The sequence below is a fragment of the Pseudomonas baltica genome (assembly GCF_014235765.1).
Lineage (GTDB): Bacteria > Pseudomonadota > Gammaproteobacteria > Pseudomonadales > Pseudomonadaceae > Aquipseudomonas > Aquipseudomonas baltica.
In genome coordinates this window covers 1,920,493-1,935,176 of sequence record NZ_JACMYH010000001.1, presented here as the reverse complement: position 1 = coordinate 1,935,176, position 14,684 = coordinate 1,920,493, and the positions used below count along the sequence as shown (strand labels likewise).

General features: G+C 64.3%; 11 protein-coding genes. 7 read left to right on the top strand and 4 right to left on the bottom strand.

The window, feature by feature from the left end:
* Positions 1-140 precede the first annotated feature (140 nt).
* The 3 genes from gatB to gatC are packed head-to-tail and all read right to left on the bottom strand — an operon-like array spanning position 141 to position 3,353.
* Positions 141-1,586 (bottom strand): Asp-tRNA(Asn)/Glu-tRNA(Gln) amidotransferase subunit GatB, encoded by a 1,446-nt coding sequence (gene gatB, locus H7993_RS08670; protein ID WP_185794057.1) that lies wholly within the window; start codon positions 1,584-1,586, stop codon positions 141-143.
* Between the two features lie 11 nt (positions 1,587-1,597).
* Positions 1,598-3,049, bottom strand: a complete 1,452-nt coding sequence (gene gatA / locus H7993_RS08665; protein WP_185794056.1) for an Asp-tRNA(Asn)/Glu-tRNA(Gln) amidotransferase subunit GatA — start codon at positions 3,047-3,049, stop codon at positions 1,598-1,600.
* A 16-nt stretch (positions 3,050-3,065) separates the two neighbouring features.
* Positions 3,066-3,353, bottom strand: a complete 288-nt coding sequence (gene gatC / locus H7993_RS08660) for an Asp-tRNA(Asn)/Glu-tRNA(Gln) amidotransferase subunit GatC (protein ID WP_122713462.1) — start codon at positions 3,351-3,353, stop codon at positions 3,066-3,068.
* A 205-nt stretch (positions 3,354-3,558) separates the two neighbouring features.
* Between gatC and mreB the strand changes: the two genes are divergently transcribed.
* The 7 genes from mreB to tldD all read left to right on the top strand — a co-directional run bounded on the left by mreB (position 3,559) and on the right by tldD (position 14,105).
* The gene (mreB, locus tag H7993_RS08655) at positions 3,559-4,596 is read left to right on the top strand and encodes a rod shape-determining protein MreB (protein WP_008371426.1); all 1,038 of its coding nucleotides are present in this window, start codon (positions 3,559-3,561) and stop codon (positions 4,594-4,596) included.
* Between the two features lie 166 nt (positions 4,597-4,762).
* The gene (gene mreC / locus H7993_RS08650) at positions 4,763-5,836 is read left to right on the top strand and encodes a rod shape-determining protein MreC (protein ID WP_206683013.1); all 1,074 of its coding nucleotides are present in this window, start codon (positions 4,763-4,765) and stop codon (positions 5,834-5,836) included.
* Positions 5,836-6,324: a rod shape-determining protein MreD gene (gene mreD / locus H7993_RS08645; RefSeq protein ID WP_122479515.1), complete on the top strand. Its 489-nt coding sequence runs from the start codon at positions 5,836-5,838 to the stop codon at positions 6,322-6,324. The genes mreC and mreD overlap by 1 nt, the downstream gene beginning before the upstream one ends.
* 34 nt (positions 6,325-6,358) lie before the next feature.
* Positions 6,359-6,946, top strand: coding sequence for a Maf family protein (locus tag H7993_RS08640; RefSeq protein ID WP_185794055.1), 588 nt, complete (start codon positions 6,359-6,361; stop codon positions 6,944-6,946).
* Between the two features lie 61 nt (positions 6,947-7,007).
* Entirely contained in the window at positions 7,008-8,465 is a 1,458-nt protein-coding gene (gene rng, locus H7993_RS08635; RefSeq protein ID WP_122479513.1) for a ribonuclease G, read from the top strand.
* Positions 8,466-8,559: 94 nt separating this feature from the next.
* Positions 8,560-12,375, top strand: coding sequence for a YhdP family protein (locus H7993_RS08630; protein ID WP_185794054.1), 3,816 nt, complete (start codon positions 8,560-8,562; stop codon positions 12,373-12,375).
* Between the two features lie 287 nt (positions 12,376-12,662).
* Positions 12,663-14,105, top strand: coding sequence for a metalloprotease TldD (tldD, locus tag H7993_RS08625; RefSeq protein ID WP_122479511.1), 1,443 nt, complete (start codon positions 12,663-12,665; stop codon positions 14,103-14,105).
* A 41-nt stretch (positions 14,106-14,146) separates the two neighbouring features.
* Here tldD and yjgA read toward each other — a convergent pair whose 3' ends face one another.
* On the bottom strand, positions 14,147-14,668 hold the full coding sequence (yjgA, locus tag H7993_RS08620) for a ribosome biogenesis factor YjgA (RefSeq protein ID WP_185794053.1): 522 nt from the start codon (positions 14,666-14,668) through the stop codon (positions 14,147-14,149).
* Between the last annotated feature and the right edge of the window lie 16 nt (positions 14,669-14,684).

Below are 14,684 nucleotides of genomic sequence, written 5' to 3'. Positions count from 1 at the left end.
CTGTAGCAGCGGCGCAAACCGCGTCGGCGGTATACGCGGTCCGTTTGCTTCACCGCGTTGAAGCCGGACGCGGCTCGCGCCGCTGCTACAACTGCGCCGGACGCGGCTCGCGCCGCTGCTACAGAAAAGGCGTCGGCGCATCAACCGGCCAGCTTGCTCTTGAGCAGCTCGTTGACCTGCTGCGGATTGGCCTTGCCCTTCGAGGCTTTCATTGCCTGGCCGACGAAGAAGCCGAACATCTTGCCGCGCTTGGCTTCGTCTGCCGCGCGGTACTGTTCGACCTGCTCGGCATTGGCAGCCAGCACTTCGTCGAGCACCTTCTCGATTGCCCCGCTGTCGGTGACCTGTTTCAGGCCCCGCGCCTCGATGATCTGGTCTGCATCGCCTTCACCGTTGGCCATGGCTTCGAAAACCATCTTGGCGATCTTGCCGGAGATGGTGTTGTCCTTGATGCGCTGCAGCATGCCACCCAGTTGTGCGGCGCTGACCGGCGAATCCTCGATTTCCACACCCTGCTTGTTCAACAGGCTGCCCAGCTCGACCATGACCCAGTTGGCGGCAAGCTTGGCATCGGCGCAGCTGGCCACCACCTGCTCGAAGAAGTCCGCCTGCTCACGGCTCGACGCGAGGACGCTGGCATCGTAGGCAGACAGGCCGAACTCGTTCTTGAAGCGCTCGCGCTTGGCGGGCGGCAACTCGGGCAGGGTGGCCCGGGTGGTTTCCAGGAACGAATCCTCGATCACCACCGGCAGCAGATCGGGGTCGGGGAAGTAACGGTAGTCGTTGGCTTCCTCCTTGCTGCGCATGGCGCGTGTCTCGTCCTTGTTCGGGTCGTACAGGCGGGTCTGCTGGATGACCTTGCCGCCGTCTTCGATCAGTTCGATCTGGCGCGCGATCTCGCTGTTGATGGCGCGCTCGATGAAGCGGAACGAGTTGACGTTCTTGATCTCGCAGCGGGTGCCGAACTCGACCTGGCCCTTGGGCCGGATCGACACGTTGCAGTCACAGCGCAACGAGCCTTCGGCCATGTTGCCGTCACAGATGCCCAGGTAACGGACCAGCGAATGCATGGCCTTGACGTAGGCCACGGCTTCCTTGGCACTGCGCATGTCGGGCTCGGAAACGATTTCCAGCAGCGGTGTGCCGGCACGGTTGAGGTCGATGCCGGTGCTGCCGCTGAAGTCCTCGTGCAGGCTCTTGCCGGCGTCTTCTTCCAGGTGCGCGCGTGTCACGCCGATACGCTTGACCGTGCCGTCTTCCAGGGTGATGTCCAGGTGGCCCTTGCCGACGATCGGCAGCTCCATCTGGCTGATCTGGTAGCCCTTGGGCAGGTCGGGATAGAAGTAGTTCTTGCGCGCGAACACGTTGTGCTGGCCGATTTCGGCGTCGATTGCCAGGCCGAACATCACGGCCATGCGCACGGCTTCCTGGTTCAGCACCGGGAGTACGCCGGGCATGCCCAGGTCGACCAGGCTGGCCTGGGTGTTCGGCTCGGAGCCGAAGGTGGTGGAGCTGCCGGAGAAAATCTTCGACTGGGTGGCGAGCTGGGTATGAATCTCCAGCCCGATCACGACTTCCCATTGCATGATGTTTCTCCTTAGAAGCCTTCAGGCGCGCGAGTGTGCCAGTCGGTGACTTGCTGGTACTGGTGCGCCGCATTGAGCAGGCGGCCTTCCTGGAAATAGGGGGCCAGCAGCTGCACGCCGACCGGCAGGCCATCGACGAAACCGGCCGGCATCGACAGGCCCGGCAGGCCGGCCAGGTTGGCGGTGATCGTGTAGATGTCTTCGAGGTAGGCGGCAACCGGGTCGGCATTCTTGGCGCCCAGCTTCCAGGCCGGGTTTGGCGTGGTCGGGCTGAGGATCATGTCGACGTCTTCGAAGGCGGCCATGAAATCGTTCTTGATCAAGCGGCGGATCTTCTGCGCCTGCAGGTAATAGGCGTCGTAGTAGCCCGCCGAAAGTGCATAGGCCCCGACCATGATGCGGCGCTGTACTTCCGGGCCGAAGCCTTCGGCGCGCGAACGCTTGTACAGGTCGGTGAGATCCTTGGGGTGTTCGCAGCGATAGCCGAAGCGTACGCCGTCGAAGCGCGACAGGTTCGAAGAGGCCTCGGCCGGCGCGATCACATAGTAGGCGGCAATTGCCTGCTGCATGTTCGGCAGGCTGATGTCCTTGATGGTTGCGCCCAGCTTCTGCAGTTGCTCGATGCTGGCGTGAATCAGGTCGGCGATGCGCGGATCGAGGCCGGCACCGAAGTATTCCTTCGGTACGCCGATGCGCAGGCCTTGCAGCGAGCCGCCCAGGGTGGCGCTGTAGTCGGGCACGGGCTCATCGATGCTGGTGGAGTCCTGCGGGTCGAAGCCTGCCATGCCTTGCAGCAACAGGGCGCAATCCTCGGCGTTGCGTGCCAGCACGCCGGCCTGGTCGAGGCTGGAAGCGTAGGCGATCATGCCCCAGCGAGACACGCGGCCGTAGGTCGGCTTGATACCGGTGAGGTTGGTGAAGGCCGCCGGTTGACGGATCGAACCGCCGGTGTCGGTGCCCGTTGCCACCGGCAACAAGCGCGCCGCCACGGCTGCCGCCGAGCCACCCGAGGAGCCGCCGGGCACGTGGGCCAGGTTCCAGGGATTCTTCACCGGGCCGTAGTGGCTGTTCTCGTTGGCCGAACCCATGGCGAATTCGTCCATGTTCAGCTTGCCCAGGGTCACCGCGCCCGCTGCATTGAGCCTGGCCACCACGGTGGCGTCATAGGGCGCCTGGAAGTTGTCGAGCATCCTCGACCCGCAACTGGTGCGGATGCCCTGGGTGCAGAACAGGTCCTTGTGGGCCAGCGGCGCGCCCAGCAGGGCGCCGCCCTCGCCATTGGCTCGGCGCGCATCGGCGGCCTGCGCCTGGGCGATGGCGTGCTCGGGGGTGACGGTGATGAAGCTGTTGAGCTGCGGGTCCAGCTCGGCGATACGCGCCAGCAGGGTCCGGGTCAGTTCTTCGGCAGAAAATTTCTTGTCGGCGAGTCCGCGGGCGATCTCGGCCAGTGTCAGTTGATGCATGGCAGGCTCTTTCCCTTTACTCGATGACTTTCGGAACCAGATACAGGCCGTTCTCGACCGCCGGTGCGATGGCCTGGTAGGCGTCACGCTGGTTGCGCTCGGTCACCTGGTCGGCGCGCAGCCGCTGGCTGGCTTCCAGTGGGTGGGCCAGGGGTTCGATGCCGCTGGTGTCGACCGCTTGCATCTGGTCGACAAGGCCCAGAATGCTGTTCAGTGCTTCGATGGTGCGTGGCATATCGGCTTCATTCAGGCCCAGGCGGGCCAGGTGAGCGATTTTTTCCACGTCGCAGCGTTCAAGCGCCATGGGGATCTCCAGTGGAAAATGAAATACGGCAAAGCCGTGGTTTTGGGGAACACTATCGCACTTCTGTGGTCATATGGCCGCGATCGAGTGCAGGCGTGCCCGGAAAAACAGCCAATTTAACATATTGGCGCCTTGCCCAAAATCCCCGCCGTTGTTAGAGTTTGCCGCACTTTTTTACCCACGCGTTGCCTAGGGTCCTTTTCCCATGTTCAAGAAACTGCGTGGCATGTTTTCCAGCGATCTTTCCATTGACCTGGGCACTGCCAACACCCTTATTTACGTGCGTGAGCGCGGTATTGTCCTGAATGAGCCATCAGTTGTGGCCATTCGGACCCACGGTAATCAGAAAAGTGTCGTTGCGGTCGGTACCGAAGCCAAGCGCATGCTCGGCCGTACTCCCGGCAACATCGCCGCCATTCGCCCGATGAAGGACGGCGTGATCGCCGACTTCAGCGTCTGCGAAAAGATGCTGCAATATTTCATCAACAAGGTGCACGAGAACAGCTTCCTGCAGCCCAGCCCGCGCGTGCTGATCTGCGTGCCTTGCAAATCCACCCAGGTGGAACGCCGTGCCATCCGTGAATCGGCGCTGGGCGCCGGTGCCCGCGAAGTGTTCCTGATCGAAGAGCCCATGGCGGCCGCCATCGGCGCCGGCCTGCCGGTCGAGGAAGCCCGCGGTTCGATGGTCGTCGACATCGGCGGTGGTACCACCGAAATCGCCCTGATCTCGCTCAATGGCGTGGTCTATGCCGAATCCGTGCGTGTGGGCGGCGACCGCTTCGACGAAGCCATCGTCACCTACGTGCGTCGCAACTACGGCAGCCTGATCGGCGAATCCACCGCCGAACGCATCAAGCAGGAAATCGGCACCGCCTACCCAGGCGGCGAAGTGCGTGAAGTCGACGTGCGTGGGCGCAACCTCGCCGAAGGCGTTCCACGTGCCTTCACGCTGAACTCCAACGAAGTGCTCGAAGCCCTGCAGGAGTCGCTCGCGACTATCGTGCAGGCCGTCAAGAGCGCGCTGGAACAGTCGCCTCCCGAGCTGGCGTCGGACATCGCCGAGCGCGGCCTGGTGCTGACTGGCGGTGGCGCGTTGCTGCGCGATCTCGACAAGCTGCTGGCCCAGGAAACCGGCCTGCCGGTCATCGTCGCCGAAGACCCGCTGACGTGCGTGGCTCGGGGTGGCGGTCGCGCCCTGGAAATGATGGACAAGCACACCATGGATCTGCTCTCCAGCGAATAACTTCGCGGGAAAGATTCCTGGGGTCGTTTACAGGTAGCGTCTTCGATGCTACCTGTATGCGTCCTGTACTTTCGATCCGGGCCGGTTTGCCGTCACATGAATGACCACATGAACATTTGCCTGGGAGGAGCGGCCTATTAAACCGCTTTTCACCAAGGGCCCCTCACTGGGCGTGCGCCTGTTGGTGCTGGTCGTGCTGTCGGTCGCGCTGATGGTCGTCGACGCGCGCTTCACCCTGCTCAAACCCGTGCGCAGCGAAATGTCGCTGGTGCTGATGCGTGCCTATTGGGTCACCGACCTGCCGCAGCGCCTGTACGAAGGCGTTGCCAGCCAGTTCGGCAGCCGCACCGAGCTGCTGGCCGAAAACGAGAAACTCAAGACCGAAGGCCTGTTGCTGCAGGGGCGCCTGCAGAAGCTGGCGGCGCTGACCGAGCAGAACGTGCGCCTGCGCGAGTTGCTCAATTCTTCGGCGCTGGTGAACGAAAAGGTCGAGGTTGCCGAGCTGATCGGCATGGACCCGAACCCGTTCACCCATCGCATCCTGATCAACAAGGGCGAGCGCGATGGCGTGGTACTCGGCCAGCCGGTGCTCGACGCGCGTGGCCTTATGGGGCAGGTGGTCGAATTGATGCCCTACACCTCGCGTGTGCTGCTGCTCACCGACACCACCCACAGCATTCCAGTGCAGGTCAACCGCAACGGGCTGCGCGCCATCGCCAGCGGCACGGGCAATCCCGAGCGGCTCGAGCTGCGCCACGTGGCCGACACTGCCGACATCAAGGAAGGCGACCTGTTGGTCAGCTCTGGCCTGGGCCAGCGATTCCCGGCGGGTTACCCGGTGGCCACGGTCAAGGAAGTCATCCACGACTCCGGTCAACCCTTCGCCATCGTCCGCGCCGTGCCGACCGCCGCCCTGAACCGCAGCCGCTATCTGCTGCTGGTGTTCAGCGACAGTCGCTCGCCGGAGCAGCGGGCTACCGAAGCTGCGCAGGCGCAAGAGGCGGCCGACCGCCAGGGTGCCGCGCCACAGGACGGCACCCCGGCGACGCCGGTCCCTGCAGCAACCTCCGCGCCAGCCACTGCTGCGCCCGCTGCGGCACCGACAGCGCCTGCCCACACCACGACGCCGGCAGCCACCACCCCGGCGCGTGCCAGCTCGGCCCCGGCCGCCACCCCTGAGCGAACCCCGCCGGCGACACCTTCGCGCTCTGCGCCGGCCACCACACGGGAGAGGCAATAATGGTTGGTACGCGCTCGCGCAATGGCTGGGTCATCTGGCTGACCTTCGTCGTCGGTCTGCTGCTGTGCGTGTCGCCCATGCCGCAGTTCATGGAAGTGTTGCGGCCGCTGTGGCTGGCCCTGCTGCTGGCCTACTGGACGCTCTCGGTGCCGCACAAGGTGGGCATGACCACCGCCTGGATCCTCGGCCTGGCGCAAGACGTGCTGTTCGGCACCCTGCTTGGGCAGAACGCACTCATCCTCAGCCTCATCACCTTTCTGATCCTGTCCCTGGCCCAGCGCATGCGCATCTTTCCAATGTGGCAGCAGAGCCTGGTCATCCTCGTGGTCTTCGGTCTGGCGCAGCTGGTACAGCTGTGGCTGAGCGCGCTGACCGGCAACCGCCAACCTACCCTGGCCCTGCTGTTGCCTGCCTTGATGAGCGCCTTGCTCTGGCCGTGGGTCAGCTACCTGCTGCGTGGCTTGCGCAAGCGCCTGGGCATCAACTGACGGGCCCGCGCGGCCCGACGCGGAGACGCCTTGCATGCCTACCCTGTACCTGGCTTCCAGCTCGCCCAGGCGTCGTGAACTGCTGACGCAGATCGGCGTACCCTTCACCGTGATCAACGCCGCCATCGACGAAACACCCAGGCCCGGCGAAGAAAGCCATGCATACGTGCAGCGCATGGCCGAAGAAAAGGCCCGCGCCGGCTGGCAGTCGCGGTCGCAGCCGGGAGCCGCCCACGTGCTGGGCGCGGACACTGCAGTGATCGCGCAAGGACGCATTCTCGGCAAGCCGCGCGACGAAGCCGATGCTCTGGCAATGCTGGCCCTGTTATCCGGCAGCACCCATGAAGTGCTCACCGCCGCGGCGCTGTTCGATGGCACGCAGATGGACATCGGCACGGCCTCGGCGCGGGTCACGTTTCGCCCGATAGACGAAGCCGAAGCCCGTGCCTACTGGGCCAGCGGCGAACCGGTGGACAAGGCAGGGGGCTACGGCATCCAGGGTCTGGGCGCAATATTCGTAGAAAAGCTCGAAGGCAGTTATTCTGCCGTCGTCGGCCTGGGTTTGTACGAAACCGCGGCGCTGCTGCAACGCAATGGCATCGCCTGCTGGCAAGTGTCCTGAAGAGGGCCGGCCGGGAGCGCCATCGCCATTACAATAAAGACACCAGGAACGAGACCCAGCCATGAGCGAAGAGATTCTGATCAACATCACGCCGATGGAATCGCGCGTGGCCGTGGTGGAAAACGGTGTCCTGCAAGAGGTCCACGTCGAGCGCACCCAGCGGCGCGGGATCGTCGGCAATATCTATAAAGGCAAGGTGGTGCGCGTGCTGCCCGGCATGCAGGCCGCCTTCATCGACATCGGCCTGGACCGCGCCGCGTTCATCCACGCTTCGGAAATCTCCCTGCGCGAAGGCTCGACCCTGGAAACCATCAGCGCCCTGGTCCATGAGGGGCAGAGCCTGGTGGTACAGGTCACCAAGGACCCGATCGGCTCCAAAGGCGCGCGCCTGACCACCCAGCTGTCGATTCCCTCACGCTACCTGGTGTACATGCCACGCACCCGGCACGTCGGCATTTCCCTGAAGATCGAGGATGAAGGCGAGCGTGAACGCTTGAAGAAGGTGGTGGCAGACTGCGTCGAGAAAGAGGGTATCCAGGAGGTTGGCGGGTTCATCCTGCGCACCGCCGCCGAGGGGGCGGGCGCCGAGGAAATCCTCATGGACATCCGCTACCTGCGCCGGCTGTGGGACCAGATCAACGCGCAGATCCAGACCGTCGGGGCGCCGACCGAGATCTACGAGGACCTGGACCTGGCGCTGCGGACCCTGCGCGATCTGGTCAACCCGAAGATCGAGAAGATCCGCATCGACTCGCGGGAGACCTTCCAGAAGACCACGCAGTTCGTGGCCGAATTGATGCCCGAAATCGCCGACCGTCTCGAGCACTACCCGGGCGAGCGGCCCATTTTCGATCTGTACGGTGTGGAAGACGAGATCCAGCGGGCGCTGGACCGCAAGGTGCCACTCAAGTCCGGCGGCTATCTGGTGGTCGATCCGGCCGAGGCGATGACCACCATCGACGTCAACACCGGGGCCTTCGTCGGCCACCGCAACCTCGAAGAGACCATCTTCAAGACCAACCTGGAAGCGGCCACCGCCATTGCCCGGCAGCTGCGTCTGCGCAACATCGGCGGAATCATCATCATCGACTTCATCGACATGGAAGATGAAGAACACCAGCGCCAGGTTCTGCGCACCCTGGAGAAGCAGCTCGAACGCGATCACGCCAAGACCAACATCATCGGCATCACCGAGCTGGGCCTGGTGCAGATGACCCGCAAGCGCACTCGCGAAAGCCTTGAACAGGTCCTGTGCGAGCCCTGCATCTGTTGCCAGGGCCGCGGCAAGCTGAAAACCCCGGAAACGGTGTGCTACGAGATCTTCCGCGAGATCCTGCGCGAGGCGCGGGCCTATCAGGCCGTGGGCTACCGCGTGCTGGCCAATCAAAAAGTGGTCGACCGGCTGCTCGACGAAGAATCCGGCAACGTGGCCGAACTGGAAGCCTTCATCGGACGAACCATTCGCTTCCAGGTCGAGTCCATGTATTCCCAGGAACAATATGATGTGGTGCTGCTCTGAAACGGCCAGTGAAACGATTTTCCAGTCTTCAGGCTTCCAGTCTTCAAGCTTCGGGCTTTCAGGCTGACGCGGCCTGTGGCGGGAGCATGCCTGCATGGTCCGCTTGAATGCCGTGCTCGCTGGCCTGACGCGTTGGGCGCTGACGCTGTGTGCGGTGCTGCTGGTGTTGCTGGCGCTGTACGTCAGCCTGGGCCGGCAGCTGGTGCCCCTGGTGGCCGAATACGACGCGCAGATCGAGGCACGTGCCAGCGAAGCGCTGGGCATGCCGGTGCGCATCGGCAGCCTGGAAGGGCGCTGGAGCCGTCTGGCACCGATACTGCTGGTTCACGATGTGCAAGTGGGCGAGGGCAGCAATGCGCTGCGTCTGGATCGAGTCAGGGTGGTGCCGGACCTGTGGGGCAGCCTGTTGGCGCGGTCGGTGCGCATTGCCCATCTCGAACTGGGCGGCGTACAGCTCAGCGCCGTCGAGGATGCTGCCGGCAAGTGGTCGCTCAAGGGGCTGCCGCAGCAGCAGGACCAGGCCTTCGACATGCAGCGCACGCTGCAGCAGATGCAACAGGTCGAGCGGCTGTCGGTGCTTGACAGCCAACTGACCCTGCAACCGTTCGAGCACGACCCGCTGACCTTGACCTATGTGGGTCTGAGCCTGCGCACCAGCGAAGAGCGCCAGCGCCTGGATCTGCGCCTGCATTTGCCTGATGGCCAGCCGCTGGCGCTGAACGTGGAGGCACAGGTGCGTGCCGAACGGTGGCGCCAGGGCCGTGCCCAGGTCTATCTGAACCTGCCGCAAAGCGACTGGGCGCAATGGTTGCCGAGCCGCTACACCCAGGCCTGGAAACTCGAACAGTTCAAGGCGGGCGGCGAGTTCTGGCTGGACTGGGCGGATGCCAACGTCCAGCGAGCCGTGGTCAAGCTCGATGTGCCGACGTTCAAAGGTGCCCGCGCCGAGCACAAGCCCTACGCCATCGCCGATCTCAAGCTGCAGGCCTGGGCGCAACGCAGCGCCGAAGGCTTCGACCTGAACCTGGGCACCTTGGCCATGACCCTGGATGGCAAGCCCTGGCAGACCCACGTGGCTCTGCAGCAGCGCGCCGCGACGTCCGCGGCCGAGGAGCAGTGGCGCATCCAGGCCGATCGTCTCGACCTGACACCGATCACGCCGTTGCTGGACGCGCTGGTGCCCCTGCCCAAGCAGGTGGCAGCCATCGCCAACGGCCTGAACCTCACCGGTGTGCTGCGCAACGTCTCGCTCGACATCCGCCCCAAGGCCACCGGGGCCGAGCGCCTGAGCTACGCGGCCAACCTCGAGAACGTCGGCTTCGACGCCTATTCCGGCGCCCCGGCGGCGGACAATGTCAGCGGTAGCCTGATCGGCGATATCGGCCAGGGCGAGCTGCGCCTGGACAGTGAAAAGTTCATGCTGCACCTGAGCCCGATCTTCGAAAAGCCCTGGTATTACCTCAAGGCCAACGCTCGCCTGAATTTCAAGCTCGATGAACACGCGTTCACCCTGATCGCACCGGCCATCAAGGTGCTGGGCGAAGAAGGCAAAATTGCAGCGGACTTTCTCATTCGTCTGCCATTGCACCATGAGGCCGAGCCCTACATGGACCTGCGCGTCGGCCTGGTCGATGGTGATGGCGCCTACACCAGCAAATATCTGCCCAAGGTACTCAGCCCAGCGGTCGACCAGTGGCTGCGTACGGCGATCAAGCGCGGCGCGGTCGACCAAGGTTACTTCCAGTACCAGGGTTCGCTGGCCAGCGCGGCCGAGGCGCATTCGCGCAGTATCACGCTGTTCTTCAAGGTCCACGACGTGACCCTGGCGTTCCAGCCCGGTTGGCCGGAGGCGCGCAAGGTCGCCGGCAATGTCTATATCCAGGACGGTGACGTGCGCATCCTGGCCGACCGCGGGCAGATCCTCGACACCAAGGTCAGCGACGTTTCCGTCACTGTGCCCCATGTACCCCTTGGCGAGGAAAGCCACCTGTATGTCAAAGGCAGCTTCGACGGGGGCCTGGCCGACGGTTTGAAAATTCTGCAGACCGCGCCCATCGGCACCGCCGACATTTTTGCCGGCTGGCAGGGTGAAGGCCCGCTCAAGGGCAGGCTCGACCTCGACATTCCGCTGGTCAAGGGCCATGAGCCCAAAGTCGTGGTGGATTTCAGCACCCACGCGGCCCGCCTGAAGATCAAGTCTCCGGAGCTCGCGCTCAGCCAGCTGGGCGGGGCGTTTCGTTTCGACTTCGACAAGGGGTTGAGCGGCGAGGGCATCACTGCCCAGGCGTTCGATCAGCCGGTGAAGGCGCAGATTTCTGCCGAAGGCAAGCCAGGCGCGCCGTTGACCCGCATCGTCGCCCACAGCCAGATCCCGGTGAAGCGCCTGGCCGACTGGTTGCAGGTCAAGCAGGCCGTGCCGGCCTCCGGTGATATTGCCTACCAGCTGCAGCTCATGCTGGGTGCCGACAGCCAGCTTCGCGTCGACTCCGACCTCAAGGGTGTCGACATCGACCTGCCGGCGCCCTTTGGCAAAACACGCCCTGTGGCGCGCCCGACCGTATTCGTGATGAACCTGCAGGGCCGGGAACGCCGCTTCGACGTCACCTATGCCGATCTGGCCAGTTTTGCCTATGTAGCTGCGCCCGCCGACCTGGCCAATGGTCGGGGCGAGTTGCTGGTCGGCTCTGGTACGCCGCAGATGCCCACAACCCAGGGGCTGCGAGTCCGTGGCGCGTTGCCGACCCTGGATCTGGAGCCCTGGCAGCAGCAGGCCGAGCAATACACCGGTGGCGATCCGGGTGGCACTGCCAGCCAGTTGATCAATGCGGTCGACCTGCAGGTCGGCACGCTCAAGGGCTTCGGTCAGCAACTCGACCAGGCGCACTTGCAACTCAACCGCAGCCCCAGCGCCTGGCACCTTGCCCTGGCCAGCCAACAGATCACCGGTAAGGTCGATGTGCCCGATGGCAAGGCGATCCCGATCAACGTCGACCTCGATACCGTGCGCCTGCCGCCGGTCGATCCGAACGCGGTCAAGGCCGACAACCCGGTGGAAGCACCAGACCCTTTGGCCAATGTCGACCCACGCAAGATACCCGCGGTCAATGTCAGGATCCGCCAGCTGTTGCAGGGCGAAGAGTTGATCGGCAGCTGGTCGTTGAAGCTGCGCCCAACTTCCAAGGGTGTCGCCCTCAACGATCTCGACCTGGGTCTCAAGGGCTTGATGCTGCACGGCGCGGGCACATGGGAAGGCGCGCCGGGAGCCTCCAGCACGTGGTTCCGCGGGCGCTTGCAAGGCAAGAACCTGGCCGATGTGCTGCAGGCGTGGAAATTTGCCCCGACCGTGACCAGTGAGTCGTTCCACCTCGACGCCGATGGTCGCTGGCCGGGGTCGCCGGCCTGGGTCGGGCTCAAGCGTTTTTCCGGCAACCTGGACGCTACTTTGCGTGATGGCCAGTTCGTCGAGGTCGAGGGCGGCGCCCAGGCTCTGCGCGTGTTCGGCCTGCTCAACTTCAATGCCATCGGCCGTCGCCTGCGCCTGGATTTCTCCGATGTGCTGGGCAAGGGTTTGAGCTACGATCGAGTCAAAGGCCTGCTGGTGGCCAGCGAAGGGGTCTATGTGACGCGTACCCCGATCACCCTGCGCGGTCCCACCACCGACATCGATCTGGACGGTACCCTGGACATGGTCCGCGACGGCGTCAACGCCAAGGTGCAGGTTGCCCTGCCGATCACCAACAGCCTGCCGCTGGCGGCGGTGCTGGTCGGCGCGCCGGTGGTGGGCGGCGCCTTGTTCGTGGTGAACAAGCTGCTGGGCGACCGCGTGGCGCGCTTCGCCAGTGTGCAGTACCGCATCGAGGGTTCCTGGAAGGATCCGCAGATGACCCTGGTCAAGCCCTTCGGCGGCTGAGGGCGCGGTGGCCGTCGCCCGGTATCGGACTGTCGGCCGGGCTCCGGTATTGAAAAAGTGTCCGGGCGGACGCATGTATTGAGCATCCGTCACCCACACCCGAATTGCGCGGGCCGCTTCCGGCCACCCGCGCGCAGTCATTTGCGCAGGACGCCACGCGTCCTGCGAGCTTTTTCCACGCAGTACGTCAAGCGTCCTGCGAGCACTTTCCCACGCAGTACGCGAAGCGTCCTGCGAGCTTTTTCTACGCAGTACGTCAAGCGTCCTGCGAACAGCGCGGAGTAAATATGAGCCAGATGTTATCCACCGTCAGCGAACACCTGCTGGCACCCGGCGGCCTCACGCTGGACAGCCTGCAGTCGGTGTTGGGCGAGTTGGCCGGCCCCGGTATAGACGCCGCCGACCTGTATTTCCAAGGTCAGATTTCCGAGTCCTGGGCGCTGGAAGACGGCATCGTCAAGGAAGGCAGCTTCAACCTCGATCAGGGCGTGGGCGTGCGCGCCCAGTCCGGTGAGAAGACCGGGTTCGCCTACAGCAACGCCATTACTCAGGACGCCCTGGTGCAGGCCGCGCGTGCGGCCCGCTCGATTTCCCGCGCCGGCCAGAACGGCCGCGTGCAGGCGTTCAGCAGTCCTGTGGTAAGCCAGTTGTACGGTCCCGACAACCCACTGGAGGTCCTGACCCGCGCCGAGAAAGTCGACCTGCTCAAGCGTGTCGACGCCGCCACCCGCGCGCTGGACCCGCGTATCCAGCAAGTCACCGTCAGCATGGCCGGTGTCTGGGAAAGAATTCTCGTCGCTGCAGCCGACGGCAGCCTGGCCGCCGACGTGCGTCCACTGGTGCGCTTCAACGTCAGTGTCATCGTCGAGCACAATGGGCGTCGCGAGCGCGGCGGCCACGGTGGCGGTGGCCGCACCGATTACCGTTACTTCCTGGCCGAAGACCGCGCCATGGGCTACGCCCGCGAAGCGCTGCGCCAAGCGCTGGTCAACGTCGAGGCGGTGGCGGCGCCGGCCGGTACCATGCCCGTGGTGATGGGCGCGGGCTGGTCCGGCGTGCTCCTGCACGAAGCGGTCGGGCACGGCCTGGAAGGCGATTTCAACCGCAAGGGCAGCTCGGCCTACAGCGGCCGCGTGGGCGAGAAGGTCGCCTCCAGCCTGTGCACCATCGTCGACGATGGCACCCTGGCCGGGCGTCGCGGTTCACTGAGCGTCGATGACGAAGGCACGCCTACGCAGTGCACCACCCTGATCGAAAACGGCGTGCTCAAGGGCTACATGCAGGACAAGCTCAATGCGCGTCTGATGGGCGTGGCCGCCACAGGCAACGGTCGCCGCGAATCCTATGCGCACCTGCCCATGCCGCGGATGACCAATACCTACATGCTGGCGGGTGAAAGCGACCCGGCCGAAATCATCGCCTCGGTGAAGAAGGGCATCTATTGCGCCAACCTGGGTGGCGGGCAGGTGGATATCACCAGCGGCAAGTTCGTCTTCTCGACCAGCGAAGCCTACCTTATCGAAGACGGCAAGATCACCACGCCGGTCAAGGGCGCCACGCTGATCGGCAATGGCCCGGAGGCAATGAGCAGGGTTTCCATGGTCGGCAACGACCTGTCGCTCGACAGTGGCGTAGGTACCTGCGGCAAGGATGGGCAGTCGCTGCCCGTGGGCGTAGGCCAGCCGACCTTGAAGATCGATGCGATCACCGTGGGCGGTACCGGCGCCTGAAGCGGATGACAGGCAGGCCGGGCGGCCTGCCTTCAGGCGTATCAGCGCAAGCCGCGTTGAGTTTCGTCCAGCTCGCGGATGTACTTGAAGATCTTGCGCGTGGTGGCAGGCGGTTTGTTGTGCGCCGTCTCGTGCTGGGCCTGGCGAACCAGGTTGCGCAGATGCTGACGATCGGTTTCCGGGTACTCGGCGAAAAACGCTTCCAGCACCTGGTCCGGGCCGGCTACCAGCCGATCACGCCAGCGCTCCAGGTTGTGGAAGCGCTCGTTGTATTGCCGGGTGGAAGCGTCCACCTGGTCGAGCAGCACCAGAATGGCGTCGATGTCCTGATCGCGCATCAGTTTGCCGATGAACTGGATGTGGCGTTTGCGCGCGATGTTGGCAGTGTGCTTGGAAGCATCGGCCAACGCCCGGCGCAGGCCATCGGTCAAGGGCAGGCGATCGAGCATGTCCGGCTTGAGCGTGATAAGCCGCTCGCCCAGATCGGTCAGCGCATGCAGCTCGCGCTTGACCTGAGTTTTGCTTTTTCCCTCATCGAGGGAGTCGTCGTAAGAATCAACCATGGGGGCAGTCCGCAAA

Coding starts and splice junctions, on each gene's coding strand:
- gatB (WP_185794057.1), bottom strand. CDS start 1,586: ATGCAATGGGAAGTCGTGATCGGGCTGGAGATTCATACCCAGCTCGCC.
- gatA (WP_185794056.1), bottom strand. CDS start 3,049: ATGCATCAACTGACACTGGCCGAGATCGCCCGCGGACTCGCCGACAAG.
- gatC (WP_122713462.1), bottom strand. CDS start 3,353: ATGGCGCTTGAACGCTGCGACGTGGAAAAAATCGCTCACCTGGCCCGC.
- mreB (WP_008371426.1), top strand. CDS start 3,559: ATGTTCAAGAAACTGCGTGGCATGTTTTCCAGCGATCTTTCCATTGAC.
- mreD (WP_122479515.1), top strand. CDS start 5,836: ATGGTTGGTACGCGCTCGCGCAATGGCTGGGTCATCTGGCTGACCTTC.
- H7993_RS08640 (WP_185794055.1), top strand. CDS start 6,359: ATGCCTACCCTGTACCTGGCTTCCAGCTCGCCCAGGCGTCGTGAACTG.
- rng (WP_122479513.1), top strand. CDS start 7,008: ATGAGCGAAGAGATTCTGATCAACATCACGCCGATGGAATCGCGCGTG.
- H7993_RS08630 (WP_185794054.1), top strand. CDS start 8,560: ATGGTCCGCTTGAATGCCGTGCTCGCTGGCCTGACGCGTTGGGCGCTG.
- tldD (WP_122479511.1), top strand. CDS start 12,663: ATGAGCCAGATGTTATCCACCGTCAGCGAACACCTGCTGGCACCCGGC.
- yjgA (WP_185794053.1), bottom strand. CDS start 14,668: ATGGTTGATTCTTACGACGACTCCCTCGATGAGGGAAAAAGCAAAACT.